General features: G+C 72.3%; 22 protein-coding genes. 11 read left to right on the forward strand and 11 right to left on the reverse strand.

All coding sequences use genetic code 11. From position 1 onward, the window contains the following. Positions 1-4: 4 nt before the first annotated feature. From BIV03_RS06125 to BIV03_RS06145, 5 genes are all read right to left on the reverse strand, one after another. Positions 5-898, reverse strand: a complete 894-nt coding sequence (locus tag BIV03_RS06125) for a carbohydrate ABC transporter permease (RefSeq protein WP_071295012.1) — start codon at positions 896-898, stop codon at positions 5-7. Then, on the reverse strand, positions 898-1,944 hold the full coding sequence (locus tag BIV03_RS06130) for a carbohydrate ABC transporter permease (RefSeq protein WP_217637349.1): 1,047 nt from the start codon (positions 1,942-1,944) through the stop codon (positions 898-900). Before BIV03_RS06130 ends, BIV03_RS06125 begins: the two co-directional genes overlap by 1 nt. 2 nt (positions 1,945-1,946) lie before the next feature. Beyond that, the gene (locus BIV03_RS06135; protein WP_083403239.1) at positions 1,947-3,305 is read right to left on the reverse strand and encodes an extracellular solute-binding protein; all 1,359 of its coding nucleotides are present in this window, start codon (positions 3,303-3,305) and stop codon (positions 1,947-1,949) included. 158 nt (positions 3,306-3,463) lie between these two features. Next, complete coding sequence (locus BIV03_RS06140) at positions 3,464-4,705, reverse strand: ROK family transcriptional regulator (RefSeq protein ID WP_071295013.1); 1,242 nt, start codon at positions 4,703-4,705, stop codon at positions 3,464-3,466. A gap of 142 nt (positions 4,706-4,847) precedes the next feature. Then, positions 4,848-5,897, reverse strand: a complete 1,050-nt coding sequence (locus tag BIV03_RS06145) for an alcohol dehydrogenase catalytic domain-containing protein (protein WP_071295014.1) — start codon at positions 5,895-5,897, stop codon at positions 4,848-4,850. Between the two features lie 80 nt (positions 5,898-5,977). Between BIV03_RS06145 and BIV03_RS06150 the strand changes: the two genes are divergently transcribed. Together BIV03_RS06150 and BIV03_RS06155 are read left to right on the forward strand one after the other, a co-directional pair. Beyond that, entirely contained in the window at positions 5,978-6,892 is a 915-nt protein-coding gene (locus BIV03_RS06150; RefSeq protein WP_071295040.1) for a DUF3097 domain-containing protein, read from the forward strand. Between the two features lie 71 nt (positions 6,893-6,963). Then, positions 6,964-7,614: a spermidine/putrescine ABC transporter substrate-binding protein gene (locus BIV03_RS06155; RefSeq protein WP_070416650.1), complete on the forward strand. Its 651-nt coding sequence runs from the start codon at positions 6,964-6,966 to the stop codon at positions 7,612-7,614. Positions 7,615-7,642: 28 nt separating this feature from the next. Here the strand turns inward: BIV03_RS06155 and BIV03_RS06160 are convergent, their stop codons facing one another. Beyond that, a complete protein-coding gene (locus BIV03_RS06160) occupies positions 7,643-8,065 on the reverse strand; it encodes a DUF3054 domain-containing protein (protein ID WP_071295015.1) in 423 nt (140 codons plus the stop codon). A 94-nt stretch (positions 8,066-8,159) separates the two neighbouring features. On the opposite strand from BIV03_RS06160, the gene BIV03_RS18670 reads away from it, so the two are divergent. Beyond that, on the forward strand, positions 8,160-9,752 hold the full coding sequence (locus tag BIV03_RS18670) for an inositol monophosphatase family protein (protein WP_175475739.1): 1,593 nt from the start codon (positions 8,160-8,162) through the stop codon (positions 9,750-9,752). Between the two features lie 80 nt (positions 9,753-9,832). Here BIV03_RS18670 and BIV03_RS06170 read toward each other — a convergent pair whose 3' ends face one another. After that, the gene (locus BIV03_RS06170; RefSeq protein ID WP_070416648.1) at positions 9,833-10,237 is read right to left on the reverse strand and encodes a VOC family protein; all 405 of its coding nucleotides are present in this window, start codon (positions 10,235-10,237) and stop codon (positions 9,833-9,835) included. Positions 10,238-10,247: 10 nt separating this feature from the next. Beyond that, positions 10,248-10,628, reverse strand: a complete 381-nt coding sequence (locus tag BIV03_RS06175; protein ID WP_254790762.1) for a helix-turn-helix transcriptional regulator — start codon at positions 10,626-10,628, stop codon at positions 10,248-10,250. 205 nt (positions 10,629-10,833) lie between these two features. On the opposite strand from BIV03_RS06175, the gene BIV03_RS06180 reads away from it, so the two are divergent. Genes BIV03_RS06180 through BIV03_RS06190 form a run of 3 tightly spaced genes read left to right on the forward strand, consistent with a single transcriptional unit; the run spans position 10,834 to position 13,546 of the window. After that, positions 10,834-11,637 (forward strand): hypothetical protein, encoded by an 804-nt coding sequence (locus BIV03_RS06180; RefSeq protein WP_071295017.1) that lies wholly within the window; start codon positions 10,834-10,836, stop codon positions 11,635-11,637. A gap of 56 nt (positions 11,638-11,693) precedes the next feature. Continuing rightward, complete coding sequence (locus tag BIV03_RS06185) at positions 11,694-12,695, forward strand: ATP-binding cassette domain-containing protein (protein ID WP_071295018.1); 1,002 nt, start codon at positions 11,694-11,696, stop codon at positions 12,693-12,695. After that, the gene (locus BIV03_RS06190) at positions 12,692-13,546 is read left to right on the forward strand and encodes an ABC transporter permease (protein WP_070416645.1); all 855 of its coding nucleotides are present in this window, start codon (positions 12,692-12,694) and stop codon (positions 13,544-13,546) included. The genes BIV03_RS06185 and BIV03_RS06190 overlap by 4 nt, the downstream gene beginning before the upstream one ends. Positions 13,547-13,562: 16 nt before the next feature. On the opposite strand, the gene BIV03_RS06195 is transcribed toward BIV03_RS06190, so the two are convergent. Beyond that, positions 13,563-14,246 (reverse strand): response regulator transcription factor, encoded by a 684-nt coding sequence (locus BIV03_RS06195; protein WP_070416644.1) that lies wholly within the window; start codon positions 14,244-14,246, stop codon positions 13,563-13,565. After that, on the reverse strand, positions 14,243-15,472 hold the full coding sequence (locus BIV03_RS06200) for an ATP-binding protein (protein ID WP_071295019.1): 1,230 nt from the start codon (positions 15,470-15,472) through the stop codon (positions 14,243-14,245). Before BIV03_RS06200 ends, BIV03_RS06195 begins: the two co-directional genes overlap by 4 nt. A gap of 114 nt (positions 15,473-15,586) precedes the next feature. On the opposite strand from BIV03_RS06200, the gene BIV03_RS06205 reads away from it, so the two are divergent. The 4 genes from BIV03_RS06205 (at position 15,587) to BIV03_RS06220 (ending at position 20,287) form a co-directional block, all read left to right on the forward strand. Continuing rightward, positions 15,587-16,975, forward strand: a complete 1,389-nt coding sequence (locus BIV03_RS06205; protein ID WP_071295020.1) for a PspC domain-containing protein — start codon at positions 15,587-15,589, stop codon at positions 16,973-16,975. 11 nt (positions 16,976-16,986) lie between these two features. Further along, a complete protein-coding gene (locus BIV03_RS06210) occupies positions 16,987-17,280 on the forward strand; it encodes a hypothetical protein (RefSeq protein ID WP_071295021.1) in 294 nt (97 codons plus the stop codon). A 92-nt stretch (positions 17,281-17,372) separates the two neighbouring features. Continuing rightward, positions 17,373-19,286: an amino acid transporter gene (locus tag BIV03_RS06215; protein ID WP_071295042.1), complete on the forward strand. Its 1,914-nt coding sequence runs from the start codon at positions 17,373-17,375 to the stop codon at positions 19,284-19,286. Next, the gene (locus BIV03_RS06220) at positions 19,283-20,287 is read left to right on the forward strand and encodes an EamA family transporter (protein WP_071295022.1); all 1,005 of its coding nucleotides are present in this window, start codon (positions 19,283-19,285) and stop codon (positions 20,285-20,287) included. Before BIV03_RS06215 ends, BIV03_RS06220 begins: the two co-directional genes overlap by 4 nt. A gap of 44 nt (positions 20,288-20,331) precedes the next feature. On the opposite strand, the gene BIV03_RS06225 is transcribed toward BIV03_RS06220, so the two are convergent. Further along, a complete protein-coding gene (locus BIV03_RS06225) occupies positions 20,332-22,017 on the reverse strand; it encodes a long-chain-fatty-acid--CoA ligase (RefSeq protein WP_071295023.1) in 1,686 nt (561 codons plus the stop codon). 60 nt (positions 22,018-22,077) lie between these two features. Between BIV03_RS06225 and BIV03_RS06230 the strand changes: the two genes are divergently transcribed. Then, a complete protein-coding gene (locus tag BIV03_RS06230; RefSeq protein ID WP_071295024.1) occupies positions 22,078-23,010 on the forward strand; it encodes an oxygenase MpaB family protein in 933 nt (310 codons plus the stop codon). Positions 23,011-23,045 lie beyond the last annotated feature (35 nt).

The following is a 23,045-nucleotide window of genomic DNA, read 5'->3' on the forward strand; positions in this document are numbered from 1 at the left end:
GGTGCTATCCCTTCACGCCGGTGAGCGCGATGCCCTCGACGAATGCCTTCTGTGCGAAGAAGAAGATGATGACGACGGGCACCATGACGACGACGGTCATCGCCATCGTCATCGACCAATCGGTGCCGTGTTGGCCGCGGAACGTGGCGAGCCCGTACGCCACCGGCCAGGCGGCCTGGTTCTCGGAGGCGTACAGGAGCGGGCCGTAGTAGTCGTTCCACGAGTGGAAGAACATGAAGATCGCCGCCGACGCGATGCCCGGGCGGGCCATGGGGACGACCACGCGCCACAGCACGCCCCACTCGCTGCATCCGTCCATGCGAGCGGCGTCCCCGTACTCCTTCGGGATCGTCATGAAGAACTGACGGAGCAGGAAGATGCTGAACGCGTCGCCGAGCAGGTTCGGCAGGATGAGCGGCCAGAGCGTGCCGGTGAGGTGCAGCTCGGACCACATCACGTAGACCGGCACCGCGGTGACCTGCGGGGGCAGGAGCATCGCGACGATGATCACGGTGAAGATCAGGTTCGCGCCACGGAACTTGATCTGGGCGAGCGCGTACGCCGCCGGGACCGAGCTGACGAGCATGAACGCGGTGGCGAGCACGGCGTACATCGACGAGTTGCCGAACCACTGCACGAGCGGCAGTTCGGTGAACACCCGGCCGTAGTTCGAGAAGTCGAACGGGCGCGGCACGATCGACGCGGTGAGTGCCTGGTTGCTCGACATCAGCGACGTCAGGATGACGAACACGATCGGCGCGATGGTCAGGACGCCGAGCGCGACGAGTGCGGCGTGCTCGGCGATCCAGACCAGCAGGCTGCGGCGCGGACCGCGGGCGGAGCCGGACGCCGCACCGCGGGGAGCCCGGGCGAGCGGGGACTGGGACACGGCGGTCATCAGGACTCCTCGGGTCTGAAGACGGAGATGCGGCGCATCGTGAGGACGAGCACCACGGCGGTGACCACGAACAGCACCACGGCCATCGCGGACGCGTAGCCGAACTGGAAGTTCGCGAACCCGTGCTGGTAGAGCAGCTCGGTGTAGGTGAGCAGCGAGGTGCCCGGGTAGCCGAGCTGCGCCGCGGTGCCTCCGCCGATCGTGGCCTTGCCGCTGGCGACGCCCGACGCGACGGCGGCCTCGGTGAAGTACTGCAGGGCCGCGATCACCCCCGTGACGGCGGCGAACCCGATGACCGGCGCGATCGTCGGCAGCGTGATGTGCCGTACCTGCTGGACGCCGTTCGCCCCGTCGAGCGACGCGGCCTCGTACAGGTCGCGTGGCACGTCGAGGAGCGACGCCAGGAAGATGATCATGATGTCGCCCATCACCCAGACGCCCATGATCACGAGCGAGGGCTTCGACCACGCGGGGTCGTTGAACCAGAGCGGGCCGTCGATGCCGAACACCCGCAGGATCTGGTTCACGGGGCCGGTGCCGGGGTTGAAGAGGAACACGAACGCGACGACGCTCGCGACGGGCGGCACCAGGGCGGGCAGGTAGAACAGCGTCCGCCAGAACCCGGTCGCCGTCTTCGCGCGGCTGAGCAGTCCCGCCACGAGCAGCCCGCAGACGATCCGGACCGGCACGAGGATGACCACGAACCACAGCGTGTTCACGACCGCGGGGCCGATCTGCGGGTCCTGGGTGAAGAGGAACCGGTAGTTCAGCAACCCGACGAACTCGGGTTCCTGCAGCTGGTTGTAGCGCGTGAACGAGTAGAAGATCGACGCGACGAGCGGGTACGCGAAGAAGATCACGAGGCCCGCCAGGGCCGGGGCGAGCATCGTCAGCGCGACCAGGCGACGGCGGGACTCGGCGGAGCGGCGCCGACGTGGCCGGCTCCCGGGGGCCGTCGAACGCGACCCGGCGCTGGCCGGCGGCCGGGAGGCGCGGGTGGGCCGCGCCTCCAGGCTGCCGGTCTCAGGGGTGGTGACGTCGGTCATGGTCACGGACCAGCCAGCTGGTTGGCGTTGTCGATGTCCGAGTCGAGCTTCTTGAGCTTCGCGTCGAGGTCGCCGCCGTTCTGCTGGTACGCCTGCCAGAACTTCGTGAAGGTGCCGATGTAGGCGGCGCCGTCCGCGGTGCCCGGCGAGGTCATCGTGTCCTTGTCGCCCGCGACGTCGACGAAGGTCTTGTAGTTCTCGTCGACCTCGAGCTTCGGCGACTCGAGGGCCGAGGTGAGCGTCGGGATGTTCTTGAGCCCGTTGCCCATCGTGACCTGCGCGTCGGTGTTCGTGGAGAGGTACTTCAGCAGCGCCCAGGCCAGCTCGGGGTGCTTCGACCCCTTCGCGATGCCCGCCACGTTGCCCGCGATGTAGGTCGAACCGTAGTTGCCGAGGCCGTCCATCACCGGGGTCGGTGCGGTGCCGTAGTCGAGGTCCGGCTTCTGGTCCTTGATGAAGGCGGTCCGGTACTCGCCGTCGATCTGCATCGCGACCTGACCGGTCTGGAACGCGTTGTCGGCGGCGAACTCCTGGCCGAGCCCCGAGGTGAAGGCCTTCAGCTTGTCGTAGCCGATCTCGTCGACGAAGCCCTTCTGCCAGGTGATGAGCTTCTTCCAGGCGTCGGACGTGCCGATCACGCTGTTGCCCTTCGCGTCGAGCCACGATCCGTCGACCATCGGGGCCCAGTGCTCGGGGGAGTTCTCGTAGAAGTCGATGAGCGGGTTGAAGCCGAGCTGCTTGATCGACCCGTCGGCGTTGTACGTGGTGAGTTTCAGGGCGTCGGCCTTGAGCTCGTCGAGCGTCTTCGGCGGGGTCGTGATGCCCGCCTTCGCGAGCAGCGGCTTGTTGTACATCAGCGCACTGACGTCGGCGAGGGCCGGCAGGGTGCAGCGCGTGCCCTTGTACTGCGTGTACGACTGCACGGCCTTCGGGATGTCCGACAGGTCGACCTTGTCACGCTTGATGTAGGGCGACAGGTCGCGGAAGGCGCCCGAGGAGCAGAAGCTGCCCACGATGGCGGTCGAGTACGACAGGCCCACGTCGATGTTCTGGCCGGACGAGATCGCCTTCTGGAGCTTCTCGTCGTCCTGGCCGGCGTGGATGTCGACCGTGACGCCGGGGTTCTCCTTCTCGAAGCCGGCGACGGCGCTCTTCACGACGCCGGCTTCGCGCCCGGTGAAGAAGTGCCACAGGGACACGGTGCCCTTGAGCTCCTTCGGTGCGCTCTTCTCGATCGAGTCGGCGCTGCTGCCGGAGCTGCAGCCCGCGACGACGAGGGCGCCCACGGCGGCGACGGCCGTGGCGGTGACGATGCGGCGGAACGTCCGGCGGTGCGGGACGTTCGGTTGGGGGAGGGACACTGCGGTACTCGCTCTCTGGTCTCGCTCCGACGCGGTGCGGTCGCGGTGCCGCACGCCGGACGGATCCGGGCGTGCGACGTCGTTTCCGGGCGCGCCGAAGAGCCCTGGGACAGGGCCGGGTGATGGTGCCTCGAGTGGTGCGGGTGGGGTGGTGCTGGTCAGGGGCGCTCGGCCGGGTCCGGTGCGGGCACATCGTCGCTGATGCGCTCGAGCCGGTCCGCGAGCGCGGTGCGGACGACGTCGATGAGGACGTGCCGCGCACCGTGCAGGACGGGGGTGTCGGGGACGCCGGGGGCCACGACGGCGGTGGACCAGCGCGTGCGGGTCCGGAGCCAGGCGGTCACGGCGGCGGCCAGGGCGGGTCCGCCCGCGATCCCGGTCGGGCCGTGCAGCACGACCGTCTCGGGATCGGCGACGGCGAGGGCGGGGAGCACGTTGTGCCCGACGCGCTCGCCGAGGGCGGTGGTGAACGGGTGCTGCTCGGGGAGCCCGGGCAGCTGCGGGAGCACCTGGCGCCAGTCGGCAGCGGTGCCGTCCGGTGCCGTGATCCCGTGTTCGGCGGCGAGTGCGATGATCGCGGACTCGGAGATGAGGTCCGCGACGATCGTGGCCGTCGGGTCGATGGAGCGTGCGTCTGCGGGCACGCCGAGGTAGCCGATCTCGCCGGCGGCACCGGACGCGCCGGTGTGCAGGTGGCCGCCGAGGTCGAGCGCCATGCCGAGGCCCTCGGCCATCCAGAACAGGGCGAACGACCCGGGGGTCCGTCCGGCGCCCATGTTCCGTTCGGCGATCGCCGCGAGGTTGGCGTCGTTCTCGATGACGACGCGGACCCCGAGTGCGGCGGAGAGCGTCGCGGCGACCCGGTCACGGGGCCAGCCGGGCAGGCCGTCGGTGAAGATGAGGGTGTCGGTCGCGTGGTCGACGCTCGCCTGGACCCCGATGCCCACCGCGGTGACGAGGTCCGGGTCGACGCCCGCGGCCGCTGCGGCCCGGGAGATCGCGGCGGCGACGATGTCGGCACCGGGCGCGCGCATCTCGGCCGGGGACATCGTGTGGGTCGCGACCGGGAAGGTGCGGCCGGCGGCGTCCACCACGGTGCTGCGGACGTCGACGAGCTGGACGTCGACCGCCACGCCGAGGTCGCGGTCGGTGATCGCTTCGTACACCACCGCGCTCGGGCCCCGGCGACCGGCCTGTGATGCGGTGCCGGCTTCGCGGATGAGGGCCGCCGCCTCGAGCCGCCGGATGATCTCGGCCGCGGTCGGCTTGCTGAGCCCGGTGCGCTGGGCGATCTCGTTGCGGGTGAGCGGCCCGTCGTCGAGCAGGAGCTCGAGTGCGGCCCGGTCGTTGAGGACACGCAGGAGGCCGGGCTGGCCGGGGGTGCGTCCTCGAGTGGTCATGTCGAGGACTGTAACGGACAACCTTCTTTACTGAAAGGTTTGTTTACCGATTCGAAACACGCGTTCCGCTCCGCGAAACGTGCGGAGCGGAACGAGCGGAGCGAAACGTGCGGCGCGGGACGTCTGACGTCGCGGCTGAGCGCTACGGGCGCAGCAGCACCTTGATCGCGCGACGCTCGTCCATCGCGCGGTACGCCTCCGCCGCCTCGTCGAGCGGGAGCTCGAGGTCGAAGACGCGGCCCGGCTCGATCGCACCCGAGAGCACGTCCGGCAGCAGCTCGGGGATGTACGTGCGCGCCGGGGCCATGCCGCCCGCGACGGTGATGTTCGTGTCGAAGAGGTACCGCGTGCCGATCGTCGGCACCCCGTGCGGGACCCCGACGAAGCCGAGGTTGCCGCCCGGGCGGACCGAGTGCAGTGCCTGGTCCATGCTCTCCTCGGTGCCGACGGCCTCGACCGCGCAGTCGGCCAGGTCGCCGTCGAGCAGCTCGCGGATCGCCGCGACGCCCTCCTCGCCACGCGCCTCGACGACGTCCATCGCGCCGAACTCGCGCGCGAGCGCCTGTCGGTCGGCGTGCCGGCTCATCGCGATGATCCGCTCGGCACCGAGCCGCTTCGAGGCGAGGACGGCGGACAGCCCGACCGCGCCGTCGCCCACCACGACGACCGTCTTGCCGGGGCCCACGGCTGCAGACACCGCGGCGTGGTGCCCGGTGGAGAAGACGTCCGACAGGGTGAGGAGCGAGGGGACGAGCGCCGGGTCGACCGGGCCCGGCACCGCGACGAGGGTCGCGGAGGCGTCCGGGATGCGGACGTACTCGGCCTGGGCGCCGCCGACCGGGTCGCCGTACGCGTCCTTCCCGCCGAAGCCGGACAGGTGGTCGCAACCGGTCGTCATGCCGTGGCGGCAGGCCTGGCACGTGCCGTCGTTCATGGTGAAGGGGGAGATGACGAAGTCGCCGACGTGCAGGTCCGTGACGGCGTCGCCCACCGCGACGACCTCGCCGACGAGCTCGTGGCCGATCGGACGCGGCTGCTTCGTCGGCGTGACGCCCCGGTACGGCCAGAGGTCCGACCCGCACACGCACGCCGCGACGACCTTGACCACGACGTCCTTCGGCGTGATGAGGTCGGGCTGGTCGCGGTCCTCGACACGGATGTCGTTCGGAGCGTGGATGATCGCAGCGCGCAAGGGTGTGCCTTCCGTCGAGATGGTGGGGTGTGCGGCCGGTCGACGTCGTCCGGGCCCGGGACGACAGTACCCTCGTGCGGGTGGACGACGACCGGTACGGCAGTGACGTGCTCTCGGGCGACTGGCGCTCGCGCGGGGTGCAGAAGGTGCGGCAGGTGCCGCTCGAGCGGGACATGGTCCTCGAGGACCCGACGACCGGCTGGGCCGGCGCCGTAGTGCGGCTCGAGGCCGGCAACGTGGAGCTCGAGGACTGGAAGGGGCGCACGCGGTCCTTCCCCTTCACCGGGCAGTTCCTGCTCGAGGGCGAGCTCGTCACGCTCGGCCGCCCGCAGGCACCGGTGGGGCGGTCTGCCGCCGCTGCACCGCCGGTCGGGAGGCGCGGCTCGGCCCCGGCGGTCCGGCACGCGTCCGACGGCGGTCGCCTCCGCACCGCGTCCGGATCGTTCGCCGTGGAGTCGCAGCGCGCCCGGGTGGCACTGCCCTCCCGGATCATGGTGGAGGGCAAGCACGACGCCGAACTCGTCGAGAAGGTCTGGGGAGCCGACCTCCGGGTCGAGGGCGTCGTCGTCGAGGAGCTCTCCGGCGTCGACAACCTGGCCGACGTGCTCGACGACTTCCGGCCCTCGCGCGACCGTCGTGTCGGCGTGCTCGTGGACCACCTCGTGCCGGGCTCGAAGGAGTCCCGCTTCGCCGACGCCGTGATGCGCGGGAAGTGGGGCGCGCACGTGCTCGTCGTCGGGCACCCGTTCGTCGACGTCTGGCAGTCGGTGAAGCCCGCCCGCGTCGGACTCCAGGCGTGGCCGACGATCCCGCGCTCGATCGAGTGGAAGAAGGGCATCTGCCAGGCGCTCGGGTGGCCCGCCGCCGAGCAGGCCGACATCGCCCGGGCCTGGCAGCGGATCCTCGGGCAGGTGCGGACGTTCGCCGACCTCGAGCCGCAGTTGCTCGGTCGTGTCGAGGAGCTCATCGACTTCGTGACCGAGCCGAAGGACTGACGACCCGGCCGTTTCGTCGACTTCCGCGGGATGCCGGGGGTGATCCGCGCCTCCAGGCCTACGCTTGGAGCATGGACGGCATCGACGGACGCGTGCGCAGCGCTGTCGAGGTCTGGCTGCGCTGGCTGCCCCGCTGGCAGATCGGCACCGCGCGGCCCCGGACACGCATCTGCCGCAAGTGCACCGGTTCGCCGATCGCCACCGCCGCGGGCTTCGGACCGGACGTGCCGCACGCCGTCCAGCACGCGTTGATCGGCCGCATCTCGACGATCATCGAGGACGCCGTCGACGACTACACCGCCAAGAACCTGCCCCTGCTGCAGCGCGAACTCGAGCGGGCCGCGGCACGCAAGCGTCACGCCGGGTACCAGCCGACCGAGGGCCTGCAGCCGGAGTTCCAGGGCCTCGACGTCGACCCGGAGCCGTCACCGGGGGAGCCGTTCCTCTTCACGCTCGGCGAGCTGACCGGCACGGGCGCGCACGAGCAGGCGCCACGCGAACCCTTGTCGGACGAGGCGAAGTCGGCGCTCCGTCACGAGATCGCCCTCTCCGACGAGTGCGCCCGTTCCACCGGCACGGCGGTCTGCCTGGCGCTCATCGACCACCGGCCGCGGATCGCCGAGGCGGTCGAACGACTCGTCGAGCCGCAGATCGAGGCCCTGGTGTCGGACATGTTCCGCGGGTTCGACGGGCCGGAGGCACCGCGCGCCGGGCTGTTCTGACCGGCGTGCGGTCGGGCGCACCTGACGGTCAGCGCTCGGCCGACACCGCCCCGCGCTGCCGGCGCCGCCCGACGGCACCGATGACGAGTCGAGCGAGCCCGCGCCACCCGAGCAGGAACACCCCGAGCACGATCGTCGCGACGATCACGAACGAGATCGGCAGCGGGTTGCCGTCCACGTCGCCCTGGCCCGTCGCCACCCGGATCGCCAACCCGACGAACACCGTGAGGACCCACACGACGACACCCGTGGGCCAGAAGCGCAGCGGGCGAGCCCACGCTCCGCTCGTCACGTAGGCGATCGCCCACCCGGCGAGGAACGGGTAGGCGGTGGTCCACAGCGCGAGTGCGGAGTTCGCCTCACCGTGCGAGGAGCGCCCGATCAGGGCGAACAGGACGATGAGCACGACGTCGATCACGGCTGCGAGCCAGCCCCAGGTGCGTTCGGTCACACCCCATTCTCGCAGTCGGCGACGGCCGCCCACGCGCACGCCGCGTTCACGCGCACGTCACCTCCGGTTCGCCGGCGTCCGGCACGATCGGCGGATGACGTCGACCGCGCAGGCACCGACGGGCCGGATGGTCGCCACCGACGCTGCCCCGGACGCCCGGCGCACCGTGCGCGCACCACGCCTCGTCGCCCACCGGGGTGCGCCGCGCGTCCGGCGCGAGAACACCCTGCCGGCCATCGCCGTCGCCGAGGCCCTCGGCGCGGACACCATCGAGGTCGACGTCCGCCGCACCGCCGACGGCGTCGCCGTGCTGCTCCACGACGAGACCCTCGGCCGGATGTGGGGCGACGCCCGACGCGTGTCCGAGGTGGACTGGTGCGACGTCGCCCGGCTCGGGAACGGCCTCGACCGGATCCCGCGACTCGACGCCGCACTCGAACGGCTCGATGGCTGCCGGACCTCGCTGCTCGTCGACCTGACCGACCCGGAGGACGCCCTCGTCGCCGCGCGGACCGTCGCGGCGCACCGGGGGAGCACCGGCGTCGCGTGGTGCGGCGCGCCCGAGGCGATGGCGGCGGTCCGCGAGGTCCTCCCGGACGCCGACGTCTGGCTCGCGTGGGAGTCGCTCGAGGCGCCGACCGCGGAGGACCTGGCGCCGCGCGCGCCCTCGACGCTGAACCTCGACGTCGCGTTCGTCACGCCGCGCACCGTCCGGGCCGCGCACGACCTCGGCCTCGTCGTGTCGGTGTGGACCGTGGACGACCCCGAGCCGGCCGTGTGGGCCGCGATGTCGGGCGTCGACTCGATCACCACGAACGACGTCGCCGCGGTCCGAGCGGCACTCGCAGCGGCGGAACGGGACGGTTGGCCCGCGCGCGACCGCGAGCCGACCGAGACCGAGGTGGCCTCCCGCGCCGAGGCACTGGCGCACCGGATCGCCCACGAGGTGATCGCCTTCACCCGCGAGCACCCCGTCGGCGAGGTCACCACGAAGGCGCACCCCGCCGACCTCGTCACCGACGTCGACCGACTCGTCGAACAGCACGTGCGCTCCCGGGTACGGACGGCGTTCCCCACGCACGGGTTCACCGGCGAGGAGTACGGCGAGGCCCCCGGCGACCGGCACCGCTGGTACCTCGACCCGGTCGACGGGACGACGAACCTCGCGAACGGGGTGCCGTGGACCTCGATGTCGCTCTGTCTCACCCGCGGCGGTCGTCCGCTCGTCGGCGTCGTCGCCGATCCGTGGCGTGGTGAGGTGCTCGAGGCCCGGAGCGGTCGCGGCGCCACCCTCCGTGACCGGACGCTGCGCCTCGACGACGCCCCGCGCGCCCTCGCCGGAGCCGTGGTCGGGACCGAGCTCGACGGACACCGGCCGTGGCCCGGGTTCGGTGCGTTCCTCAACGCCCTCGCGGCCCGCTCGTGCACGCTGCGGGTGCAGGGGTCCGGCACGCTGACGATCGCGCAGGTCGCGGCCGGGCGGGGGATCGGCGGGTGCGTGTCGGCGTTCGACCCGATCGACCACGGTGCTGCGGTGTTGCTCGTGCACGAGGCGGGCGGCGTCGTGCTCACCCGGGAGGGCCCCGTCGACGGGTTCCCGCCGGCGGGGGAGCCGTTCCTGGTGGCGCACCCGGGTGCGGCTGACGAACTGCACGCCGTGTGGACGGCGGCGCTCGCCGCCGTCTGAGCGTCACCCCCGTGGGCCTGGAGGCGCGGTGCGGGCCCGACCCGCGCCTCCCGGCCCACAGGTGGGCGCGTGACGGGCCGTCAGGCCTGCGCGATCCGCACCATGTTGCCCGCGGGGTCGCGGACGGCCGCGTCGCGGACGCCCCAGAACTGGTCGGTGGGCTCCTGCAGGACCTCGGCGTCGGGACTCGCCGTGATCCGGTCGAACGTGGCGTCGAGGTCGGACACGCGGAGCTGCAGCATGGCGAGGCCGCCCTTGGCGAGGAGCGCGGCGATCGCGTCGCCGTCCTCCTGCGACCGACCGGCGTGCGGCTCGGACAGGACGAGCTCGAGGTCGGCGTGGTCCTCGCTCGCGAGGGTCACCCACCGGAACCCGCCGTTCTCGACGGTGTTTCGGACGGTGAAGCCGAGGACGTCGCCGTAGAAGGCGACGGCGGCGTCGATGTCGTCGGCGAGCACGTGCACGCCGCTGATCTGGATGCTCATGGCAGCGAGACTAGGACCGCCCGGTCGCCCCGCGCTTCTCGGATCCTGCTCGAACGGGTCGGGTGACGACCATGGCGTGACAGCTCCACACGCCGGCGAGGGCGTCGTGATCGGTGGCACGGTACTGCGACGGGGTCATCCCGACGAGCTCGGTGAAGCGCGACGAGAACGATCCGAGGCTCGTCGCGCCGACGGCGAGGCAGACCTCGGTCACGCTGAGCCCGGTGCTCCGGAAGAGCGCCTGTGCCCGTTCGATGCGCCGGGTCATCAGGTACGCGTAAGGGGTCTCGCCGTAGGCGGCGCGGAACCGGCGGCTGAAGTGGGCGGGCGACATGAAGGCGCCGGCGGCGAGCGACGGGACGTCGAGGGGTTCGGCGTAGGCGCGGTCCATCCGGCTGCGGGCGCGCCGGAGCCGTCGGAGTTCGTCGAGGTCCGCGGTCACGCAGGCCATCCTGCACCGCCGGCTCTCGGGTGACTCTGTGCGGGCGTTCAGTCAGCGGTCGCCGGCGCTCCCTAGGGTGGCAGTCCACGGCACCGCTCCACGGCGGGCCGCACTGCTCCGCCGCCGGCGGGGCGCACCCGAAGGAGCATCGACCATGGGATTCCTCGACCGCCTGCTCGGACGTCCGGAGCGCGACCAGAACGGCGCCGCGCAGCAGAACCAGTGGGGACAGCCGCAGCAGCAGGGGTACCGCTACGGCCAGCAGTCCTACCACCAGCCCGCGCCCACGGGAGCGCCGGCGGCCGGCGGCCAGTACGGCACGCCGCAGTGGGGCGGCGGCGACCCGACCGGTGGCCAGCAGGCGTCGACCGACGACGAGCGTGCGGTCGAGCGCTACCGCTACCTGCTCCGCACGGCCCCGCCGGAGCGCATCGAGGAGGTCCACGCCGAGGCCTTCGCGAAGCTCACGGACGAGCAGCGCCGGATGGTCTACGACGAGTTCACCCGGTCCGCGCCGGCCGGCGAGGCCCCGCGCGGCGACGACCCGCGCTCCCTGGCCCAGGCCGCGACGCGCTCGGAGATCCGGCAGCCCGGGTTCATGGAGCGCTCGCTCGGTGGTGTCGGGAACGGTCGCGGCGGGATGTTCGGCGGTGCCGGGCAGCGCTCCGGTCCCTCGTTCGGCAGCATGATCGGCGCCTCGATCCTCGGGACGGTCGCCGGCTACGTGATCGGTTCGGCCATCATGAGCGCCTTCCTGCCGGACCCCGGATCGTTCGACGGCGGTACCGATGCTGCGGGTGACGGTGGTTCGGAGGACACTGGTGCCGACTCCGGTGACGGAGGCGCGTCCGACAGCGGCGCGTCCGACGGCGGCGGGTTCGAGAGTGCGGGCTGGGGCGACAGCGGATCCGACTTCGGCGGTGGCTTCAGCGACTTCGGTGGTGACTTCGACGTGTAGCGCGTCACGGTCGGCACCGACCATCTGATATGTTCCATGCTCGACAAGGGAGCGACATGGCCATCATCGAAGCCTCCGGGCTGACCAAGACGTACCGATCGAAGTCCGGTCCCGTGCACGCACTGGCCGGGCTCGACCTGGTGGTGCCGCAGGGCACCGTCAAGGCGCTGCTCGGGCCGAACGGTGCCGGCAAGACCACCACGGTGAAGGTGCTGACCACGCTCATCACGCCCGACAGCGGCACGGCGACGATCGACGGCATCGACGTCATCGCCGACCCGCAGGCCACCCGGCGTTCCATCGGGGTCTCCGGCCAGTACGCCGCGGTCGACGAGAACCTGACCGGGTTCGAGAACCTCGAGATGATCGGGCGGCTCTACCACCTCGGTCGTCGGACGGCGCGGGAACGGGCGCGCGAGCTCATCGACGTCTTCGACCTGGCCGAGGCCGGGGACCGCCCCGTGAAGGGCTTCTCCGGCGGCATGCGGCGGCGGATCGACCTCGCCGGCGCGCTCGTGATGAACCCCCGCGTGCTGTTCCTCGACGAGCCGACCACCGGGCTCGACCCGCGCAGCCGGCTCGCGCTCTGGGGCATCATCGAGGGGCTCGTGGCCGAGGGCACGACGGTGCTCCTCACCACGCAGTACCTCGAAGAAGCCGACCAGTTGGCCGACGACATCGCGGTGATCGACGGCGGGACCGTCATCGCCGAGGGCACCTCCGACCACCTCAAGGCCCAGGTCGGCGGCCACCGGGTCGTCGTCACGCTGGTCGACCAGGGCGATGCGGACGCCGCCACGACCGTCCTCCGTCGCTACGGCGTCGGCGAGGTCGAGGCCTCCGGCGACGGCCGGACCCACGCCATCGCGGTCGAGGCCGGACCCTCGGCCCTCCAGCGGGTGCTCGCCGACCTCGGTGACGCCGGCATCGAGCTGCACGACGCCGGCATGCGACGCCCCACCCTCGACGACGTGTTCCTCCGGCTCACCGGCCACGCGGCGACGGACGACGATGCGGTCGACCCGGCTGCCACGAAGCAGAAGGAGGCGGCACGATGACCGCCACCACACCCGCCACGGCACTCGGCCGGCAGCTGCCCGTCGTCGTCACCTCGCCCGCGGCGGTCTGGTTCGAGGACGGCTGGACGGTCACGAAGCGGAACCTCATCAAGATCAAGCGGTCGCCGGACATGCTCGTGTTCGCGGTGCTGCAGCCGATCATGTTCGTCCTGCTCTTCAGCCAGGTCTACGGCGGCGCGATCCAGGTGCAGGGGACCGACTACACGCAGTTCCTGATGGCGGGGATCTTCGCCCAGACGGTCGTGTTCGGCGCGACGTTCTCCGGCTCGGCGATGGCGCAGGACCTCAAGGAAGGGCTGATCGACCGGTTCCGCACGCTCCCGATGTCGGCGTCCGCGGTGCTCGTCGGCCGGACGAACTCCGACCTGGTGCTGAACGGCATCTCGATGGCGATCATGATGCTCACCGGGCTCGCGGTCGGGTGGCGGGTGAACTCGTCGCCGCTGGAGTTCCTCGCCGGCATCGCACTGCTGCTGCTGTTCAGCTACGCGTTCAGCTGGGTGATGGCGCTGCTGGGCATGAGCGTCAAGACGCCCGAGGTCATCAACAACGCCTCGTTCATGATCCTGTTCCCGTTGACGTTCATCTCCAACGCCTTCGTCCCGAGCGACACGCTGCCGCTCGTGCTGCGGGTCTTCGCGGAGTGGAACCCGGTGTCGTCGCTCGTGCAGGCCGCCCGCGAGCTGTTCGGCAACGTCGGCTCGGCGCCGGTGCCGGACATCTGGACGATGCAGCACCCGATCGTGACGGTGCTGATCGGGATCGCGGTGATGCTGGTGGTGTTCGTGCCGTGGTCGGTGAACAAGTACACGCGCATCAGCTCGAAGTGAGGCGTCGACCGCGTGCTCAGAGGAGCTTCCGCTGGAGCGCCCACGCCGTGAGCTCGTGCCGGTTCGACAGCTGCAGCTTCCGCAGGACCTTCGACACGTGCGTCTCCACGGTCTTCACCGAGATGAACAGGTCCGCGGCGACCTCCTTGTAGGCGTACCCGCGGGCGATGAGCCGCATCACCTCCTGCTCGCGCGCCGACAGGCGGTCGAGTTCCGTGTCGACCTGCGCGGTCTCGCCGCTCACCGCGCCGAACGCGTCCAGCACGAAACCGGCCAGCCGCGGCGAGAACACCGCGTCCCCCTCGGCCACGCGGTCGATCGCCTCGGCGACGTCGGCCTCCGACGAGCTCTTGGTGATGTACCCGCGCGCTCCCGCCCGGATCACCCGCACCACGTCGTCCGCCGCGTCCGAGACGCTCAGCGCGAGGAACCGGGTGTCCGGGTGGCCCGGGGCGGCGCGCGCGATCACCTCGGCGCCACCACCGCCCGCACCGCCGGGCAGGTGGACGTCGAGCAGGACGACGCGCGGTCGGGTCGCGGCGACGAGGTCGACGGCCTCGTCGACGGTCGCGGCCTCACCGACGACCAGGAGGCGCGGCGGCAGCCCGGCGCGCACGCCGGCCCGGAAGATGGAGTGGTCGTCCACGATGGCGACGGTGAGCGGTGCGGCCTGCGGCTGCGCGGTGGGGTCGTCGGTCACGGGTGCTCCTCGGTCGGCCGGTCGGGGGCGGTCAGGGGGAGGACCAGACGGACCTCGGTGCCGGTGCGTCCCGGCCCCGGCGCGATCGTCGCGGTGCCACCGATGCGCTGCATCCGGCCGACGATCGATTCGCGGACGCCGTAGCGGCCCTCCGGGACCGCCGCGGGGTCGAAGCCCGGCCCGCGGTCGCCGATGGTGACCTCCACGCGGTCGTGGGCGGTCTCGGCGTACACCCGGACGGTCCCGCCGGCGTGCCGAGCGGCGTTGAGCATCGCCTCGCGGGCGGCCGCGACGATGCCCTCGGGCAGGTCGGCGCGCGCCGGACCGATCGCGATCACCTCGACCTGCGCCGGGTACTCGGTCTCGATCTCGACCGCGGTCGCCCGGAGCTGGGCCCCGAGGTCGGCGGTCGGCTCGGCCTGCTCGGCGAACAGCCACGACCGGAGTTCGCGTTCCTGTGCCCGCGCGAGTCGTGCGGCGTCGGAGCCCGGCTCGGCCCGCTGCTGGATGAGCGCCAGGGTCTGCAGGACGGAGTCGTGCAGGTGCGCCGCGATCTCGGCCCGCTCGACGTCGCGCACGCGGGCGGCGCGCTCCTCGGCGAGGTCGCGGACGAGCCGGACCACCCAGGGCGCGACCACGACGGCGACGCCGAGCAGCACCGCGGTCGCGGCGGTGAGGACCGTCCAGACGTTCGGGTGCGTGCTCGAGGTGAAGAACAGCAGGATGCCGAGCACGACGAGCACGAGCGCGCCGAGGGCCCGGACGACGAGGGCGGAGGACCCCGCGGCGCGGACGTTCCGGAGGGCGTCGAGTTGCCGCCACGCGAGTGCCGCTCCGGTGGCGACGACGATCGCCGGCACGATGAACGCGAGCGGGACGTCGGCGCCGAGCCGTGAGGCGACCATCGCGCCGCCCGCCGTCAGCAGGGCGATGCCGAGCAGGATCTCCACGACCGGCGCCCGGCGCGCGTGCTCGTCCGGCGCGGCCTCGGCCTCCGCTGCGGGACGGGTCAGCACCGCCCGCAGGGACGTCGGCGTCGCCGGACCCTGGCTCGGCGTCGTCGCCCAGAGCCAGGCGTAGAGCAGGACACCGGCCCCGCCGCACACCGCCAGCACCGCGGTCGCGAGCCGCACCGCGCCGACGGGCAGCCCGGTGTGGGCAGCGAACCCGCCGCACACGCCACCGACGACCCGGAGGGCCGGGCGGGACATCGTGGCGGTCGGCATGGGCCAATCCTGGCACCCCGGGTCCGCCGACCGCGGGCTCGGGGGCGGGGATCAGGGGACGATCAGGGTGAACCCCGATGGTGCCGACCGTCGGCGGCCACGATGCTGGTGGCCATGACACAACAGGACACCGGCGGCCCCGCGTCGGCGACACGGTTCTTCGACTGGATCCGGGGCATCCACGTCACCCGGTCCGACGACCGCTGGCTCGCCGGCGTGTGCGGCGCCGTCGCCGAGCGCACCGGGCTCGACCCGCTCGTGGTGCGGGGCGTCGCGATCGTCGTGGCGCTCCTCGGCGGCCCGGTGTTCCTCGCCTACGCGGCGGGGTGGGCGCTGCTGCCGGACTCGTCCGGACGCATCCACGTCGAGCGGATGATCCGCGGGGTGCTCGACCCGGCGCTCATCGCCATCGGCGTCCTCGTGGTGCTGACCTTCGTCCCCGCCGTCCAGGGCATCTGGTGGCAGGGCGTCCCGGTGGCGTGGGGGATGCCCGGCTGGCTCTCGGCCACGCTCGGGACCGCGTGGACGATCGCCCTCGTGGGGTGCGCGGTGTGGCTCGTGGTGGTCCTGGCGCGCCGGGGCTCGCAGCCGGCAGCCGGCGAGCAGGCGGAGCCGGGCACGCGGCGCGACTTCTGGACGAGTGCCGACGACCCCACGCCGACGCCGTGGGCGGCGACGGGCGCGACCACGGCGGGTGGACCCGACCACGTCGCTCCCGGTGGGTCCGCGGCGGGGGCGAGCAGCACCTCCTGGCAGTGGGACACGACCTCCGCGGCGGACCGACACCGTCAGCACACCGAGCGGATGCGCGCGGAACGGCAGCGTCAGGCGGAACGGCGCGCGGAGCGAGCCGACCGGCTCCCCGGTGCCGGGTACGTCGCCGTGAGCCTGGGCCTCGCCCTCGTCGTCGGAGCCGGCGTCGCGGTGTGGGCGCAGCAGACCGACCTGCCCGTGCCGGTGCTCGGGATCGCCGCCGCGGTCGCCGTGCTCGCCGTGGCGACCGTCGTGGCCGGCGTGCGCGGGCGGGAGAGCGGTGGCCTCGGACTGTTCTCGACCATCGGGGTCGTCGCGCTCGTCGTGACGGGTGTGCTGCCGACCGGCACGCAGGTCACGGTCGTCGGCGGGACCACCTGGCGGGTGGACGACGTGCGGCCGGGCACCGAGCGGAACTACGCGATGGTGGTCGGTGGGCCGACGCTGGACCTCCGCGGGCTCGACGAGGCCGACGGCGGCGGGACGGTGAACCTCTGGCTCGGAGCCGGGGGAGCCGAGGTCCAGCTGCCGACCGACGCACCCGTCCGGGTCCGGGTGAGCGGCATCGGGTACGGCGTCGAGCTCCGTCCGGACGACGACGCGGACGACAGCCTCGGTGGCGCGCTCGGCACGACGACCGTCGAGAACCGGGCAGCGCGATCGGCGGACGCCGCCGAGACCACGACCGTGCACGTGTGGGTCATCGGCGGCGGCGTCGACGTGCCGCGCGCCGTGACCGTCGACCAGTGAGGAACGAGACGATGACGAACGACGAGACCACCCCCGACGACCGGACCACCCCGGTCGACCCGACCACCCCGACCACCCCGTTCGACGGGGCCCCGGCACCCGCTCGCCGCCCGCGCCGTGCACCCCGCTTCGGCACGGTCTTCTGGGGGGTCGTCCTCCTCGTGTTCGCCGCCGCGATGGCCGTGAGCGCCCTGCCGTGGTTCACCGTCGACCCGATGACGCTCCTGCTCGGGGCCTGCCTGACCGCCGGGGTCCTGCTCGTGGTGGCCGGTGTCGCGGCGGTGATCGCGAGACCACGGCGCTAGGACGGCCTACGATCGTGTCCGTGACCGCGACAGACGCCGAGCGGGCCGCGGAACGCGACGCGACCGAGCCTCCCCTCGACCGAAGCACCCGTGTGCGTCGCTGGATGCTGCACGGGGCCGACCAGGGCGCCTCGCACCAGGGCCCGCACCAGGTCGAGGTGGAGAAGACCCACTCGTGGTGGCGCGTCATGTGCCTCACGGGCGTCGACTACTTCTCGACGCTCGGGTACCAGCCCGCGATCGCCGCGCTCGCCGCAGGGCTCCTGTCGCCGATCGCGACGATCGTGCTCGTGCTCGTCACGCTGTTCGGCGCGCTGCCGGTGTACCGTCGGGTCGCCCAGGACAGCTTCCGGGGCGCCGGCTCGATCATGATGCTCGAGAAGCTCCTGCCCTGGTGGGCCGGCAAGCTCTTCGTGCTCGTGCTGCTCGGGTTCGCCGTGACGGACTTCATGATCACGATGACGCTGTCCGCGGCGGACGCGACGGCGCACATCGCCGAGAACCCCTTCACGCCGCACTGGTTCACCGAGATCCCGGTGCCGCTCACGCTCGCACTGCTGCTCCTGCTCGGGGTGGTGTTCCTCCGCGGCTTCAAGGAGGCGATCGGCATCGCGGTCGCGCTCGTCGCGGTGTACCTGTTGCTCAACGCGGTCGTCGTCGGGGTGTCCCTGTGGCACGTGTTCGAGAACCCGATGGTGGCGAGCGACTGGTGGAGCGGCCTCACGGCGCAGCACAGCAACCCGCTCGTGATGATCGGCATCGCCCTCATCGTCTTCCCGAAGCTCGCGCTGGGCCTGTCCGGCTTCGAGACCGGCGTCGCGGTGATGCCGCAGGTGCGCGGCGACGCGTCCGACGACACGAGCGCCCGACCCGAGGGGCGGATCCGCGGGACGAAGCGCCTGCTCACCGTCGCCGCGGTCATCATGAGCTCGTTCCTCATCACCTCGTCGATCGTCACGACGTTCCTCATCCCGCAGCAGGAGTTCCAGCCGGGCGGCGGTGCGAACGGGCGGGCGCTGGCGTACCTGGCGCACGAGTACCTCGGCGGCGTGTTCGGCTCCGTGTACGACTTCTCGACGGTCGCGATCCTGTGGTTCGCCGGTGCGAGTGCGATGGCGGGTCTGCTCAACCTCGTGCCCCGGTTCCTGCCCCGCTACGGCATGGCACCGCAGTGGGCGCGGGCGACCCGGCCGCTCGTCATCATCTTCACGCTCATCGCCTTCGTGATCACGATCATCTTCCAGGCGAACGTCGACGCGCAGGGCGGCGCCTACGCCACGGGCGTGCTCGTCCTCATCACCAGCGCCGCGGTCGCGGTGACGCTGTCGGCCCGGCGCAAGCAGCAGAAGAAGCGCACGATCGGGTTCGGCATCATCGCGGTGGTCTTCGTGTACACGACCGTCGCGAACGTCATCGAGCGGCCGGACGGCGTCCGGATCGCCGCGATCTTCATCATCGCGATCGTGGTGGTCTCGCTGGTCTCCCGCGTCCGCCGGTCGTTCGAGCTCCGTGCGTCGTCGATCGAGCTCGACGCCACCGCCCGGCAGTTCATCGAGGCCGACGCCGACCAGTTCAGCTCGGTCTGCATCATCGCGAACGAACCGGGTGCCGGCACGGCCGAGGCGTACCGGTCGAAGGGGCGCGAGGAACGCCGCGACTCCGGCATCCCCGCCCGCGTGCCGACGATGTTCCTCGAGGTCCTGCCCGCCGACTCCTCCGACTTCGAGGAGGACCTCGTCGTCGAGGGCCACGTCATCCACGGGCACCGCGTGCTCAAGGTCCGGTCGGGCAACGTGCCGAACACGATCGCGTCGACGCTCCTCGCGATCCGGGACATCGCCGGCGTCGTCCCGAGCATCTACTTCGAGTGGAACGAGGGCAGCCCGATCCGCAACGCCATCCGCTTCGTGTTCACCGGCGTCGGTGACGTCGCCCCCGTGACGCGCGAGGTGCTGCGCGAGGCGGAGCCCGACGTGAACCGTCGACCGAGCGTCCACGTGTCGTGACGGGCGGGGCGGACGCGAGCCGCGCCTCCAGGCCCGTCGGCGGGCTCGCGGCGGTCCTCGTCGCCGCGGCCGTGTGGGGGACCACCGGCACCGCGACGCACTTCGCGCCCGGGGTCCCCGCGTTCGTGTTCGGGGCCGTGACGTTCGGCCTCGGCGGGATCGTCCTCGCCCTCGGCGCCGGTCGCGGCACGCTCCGCGCGGTCGCCGACCCGGCGAGCCGTCGCTGGGCGCTGCTCGGCGCGGCGTCGCTCGTCGTCTACGCGGTCGCGTTCTACGCGGCTCTCGCCGACGCGGGCGTCGCGCTGGGCACGACGGTGGCCATCGGGTCGTCGCCCGTGTTCGCGGGGCTCGTCGAGTGGGTGGCGGACGGGAGGCGCGTCACGCGCAAGTGGGTCGTCGCCACCCTGGTGAGCGTGGTCGGGATGGTCGTCGTGACGCTCGCGCGGTCCTCCGAGCATGCGGGCGCGTCGGGTGGTTCCGATCGGGACGGGTCGCTCGTGCTCGGCCTCGGGAGTGCGCTGCTCGCCGGTCTGACGTACGCGCTGTACTCGTGGGCGGTCGCGCGGGGCATGCGTGCGGTGCCCCTTCCCGTCGCGCTGCCCGGCGGTGTGTCCGTGGCGGATCGTGCCTCGCTGCTGGCTCGCGCGTCGCTGCCGGGTGAGCGTGGACTCGTCGGGGCGGTGTTCGGGCTCGCGGCGGTCCCGCTCGTGGTGCTCGCCGTCGTGGGCGGGCAGGCGTCGCTCGGGGTCGCGGCGAACTGGCCGGTGTTCCTGTACCTCGCGCTCGTGCCGACGGTGCTCGGCCACTCGCTGTACGCCGTCGGGCTGCGGTCCGTGAGCGCCTCGGTCGCGACGCTGCTGTCGTTGTTCGAGCCCGTCGTGGCCGCGGTGCTCGCCGTGCTCGTGGTGGGGGAGCACGTCGGTACCGGAGGCTGGGTCGGCATCGGGCTGGTGGTCGTCGGGCTGGCGGTCCTGGCCGTGCCGGAGCGGACGCGCGCCTAGCGGTACGGGCGCGCCGCCAGGGGCGCGCCGCCAGGGGTTCGCCGCTACTCGCCGAGGATCTGGTCGCGCACCTTCCGCCGCAGCACCTTGCCGATCATCGAGCGCGGCAGGTCCTCGACCACGACCACCCGGCGGGGCACCTTGTACGCGGCGAGGTGCTCGCGCGACCACGCCCGCAGGGCATCGGCGTCGAACGTCGCGGGGTCCTTCGGCACGACGGCCGCGACGACCTGCTCGTTGCCGGCCTGGGTGATCCCGACGACCGCGACCTCGCGCACGCTCGGGTGCTTGAGCAGGGCGTCCTCGACCTCGGTCGGGGAGACGTTGAACCCGCCGGTGATGATGAGCTCCTTGAGACGGTCGACGATCCGGACGTACCCGTCGGCGTCGATCGCCACGATGTCACCGGTCCGGAACCAGCCGTCCGGCGTGAAGACCTCGTCGGTGGCCTCGGCCTTGCCCCAGTACCCACGGAAGACCTGGGGCCCGCGGACCTGGAGCTCGCCCGGCTCGTCGGTCCCGAGGACCTTCGTCGGGTCGTCCGGGTCGGCCACCCGCGCCTCGGTCGAGGACAGCGGCAGGCCGATCGACCCGAGGCGCCGGGCCGGGGACACCGGGTTCGCGAGCAGGACGGGGGAGCACTCGGACAGGCCGTAGCCCTCGACGAGGTAGCCGCCGGTGCGGGCCTCCCACGGCTCGACGACCTCCTTCGAGAGCGCCATCGCCCCGGAGATGCCGATCTCGATCCCCTCGAGCGAGACCTTCGCGGAGTCCGCCGCGTGCTGCAGCCGCGCGTAGATCGGGGGCACCGCCGGCAGGAACGTCGGCGGGTGCTTCTTCATCGCAGCGAGCACGAGTGCCGGGTCGAACGTCGGGAACAGCACGAGCCGCGAGGCCATGCTCATCGCGAAGGTCAGGCAGAGCGTCAGGCCGTAGGCGTGGAACATCGGCAGGACCGCGTAGACCACGCTGCCGTCTCCGGGCTGGATCTGCGGGACCCACGCCCGGGCCTGTGCGGCGTTCGCGATGAGGTTGCCGTGCGACAGCACCGCACCCTTCGGCACGCCCGTCGTGCCCGACGTGTACTGGATCAGGGCGACGTCGTCGGTGGCGGGTCGGGGGTGGCGCTTCGACAGCTTCCGGTTCGACACGAGGTCGTCCCACGGCGTCGTGCCGCGCACCGTGGTGGTCAGCTTCGCCCGGGACTCGCGGGCCTTCGCGACCGGCAGCGACAGCGCGATCCGGGTTCCACGCGGCATCGCGCGGGTGAGGTCGACCGAGACGATCGCGTCGAGCTTCACGTCCGAGGGGAAGTCCTGCAGCGTCGCCACCGACTTGTCCCACGCGATCGCGACCTTCGCGCCGTGGTCCTCGAACTGGTGGCGGAGCTCGCGAGGCGTGTACAGCGGGTTGTGCTCGACGACCACGGCGCCGAGGCGGAGCACGGCGTAGAAGGCCACGATGTGCTGCGGGCAGTTCGGCAGCACGATCGCCACCCGGTCGCCGGCGGTCACCCCGAGCTTGCGGAGGCCGTTCGCCGCCCGGAGGATCTGCTCCTCGAGCTCGGCGTACGTCGTCGTCCGCTTGAAGAACTCGAGTGCGACCTTCTTCGGGAAGCGCCTGGCGGACCCCTCCACGATGTCGTACAGGGAGCCGGTCGGCTCGTCGATGTCGTGCGGGACCCCCGGGGCGTACGAGGCAAGCCAGGGACGAGGCGTGTCGATGCTCACGCCGACCAACCTAGCGGGCCACCCGAGCGCGTTGTCAGGGGCACGACGGACGATGGCGTCATGCCCTCTGTCGCCGATGCCTTCCGATCCCGTCTCAACGACACGTTCACCGGTGGTGCGACGGAGCGCCCGGCCTGGATCGACGAGCTCGAACAGGGCACGGACGCCGGGTTCTTCGGGCCCGGCTCCGCCACCTGGTCGGTGCACGGTGGGAAGCAGACGATCCTCGCGGGTGTCCGCGCCCTGCTCGTCCAGGCGCTCCACCCGGGGGCGCTCGCCGGCGTCGCCGACCACTCCCGCTACCGCGAGGACCCGTTCGGCCGCCTCGCCGGCACGATCCGCTGGATCTACACGGTCTCGCACGGCGACACCACGGCGGCCCGGTCCGCGAGCGCCTGGGTCCGGAAGCTCCACGAGCGCGTCCGTGGCGAGTACGTCGACGGACACGGGGTCACGAAGCCGTACGCCGCGAACGACCCGGACCTCGCCCGGTGGGTGCACCTCGCGTTCACCGACGCCTTCCTCCGCAGTGCGCAGCTGTGGGGCGAACCCATCCCCGGCGGTGCCGACGCCTACGTCCGCGAATGGGCGATCGCCGGCCGGCTGATGGGCGTCGAGGACGCCCCCGAGTCCGACGCCGAGCTCCGCGCCCAGATGAACGGGTACCTCGACCGCGGGGAACTCGTCGCGACCGCACGGACGCTCGACGTCGTCCGGTTCATCAAGGACCCGCCCCTCGCACGCCTGCTGCGCCCCGGGTACCGGGCGCTCTTCGACGGCGCGGTCGTCTCCCTGGATCCGCGGCACCGCTCGATGCTCGGGTTGCGGACGCCTGCGGTCGGGCCGGTGGAGTTCCCGGTCCGGCGGACCGCGGGCGTGGTGCTCGACGGCATCGGTGCCGTGCTCGGGCACCAGCCGGGGACGGAGCGCGCGGCGCTCGTGCGGATCGCGCGGCTGGGCGGCGAGCGGCGGATTCCGGACGCGACCGTCTGACGGCCAGGAGGCGCGGTGCCAGCTGGCACCGCGCC

This window comes from Curtobacterium sp. MCBA15_016 (genome assembly GCF_001865105.1).
Taxonomy (GTDB): Bacteria; Actinomycetota; Actinomycetes; order Actinomycetales; family Microbacteriaceae; genus Curtobacterium.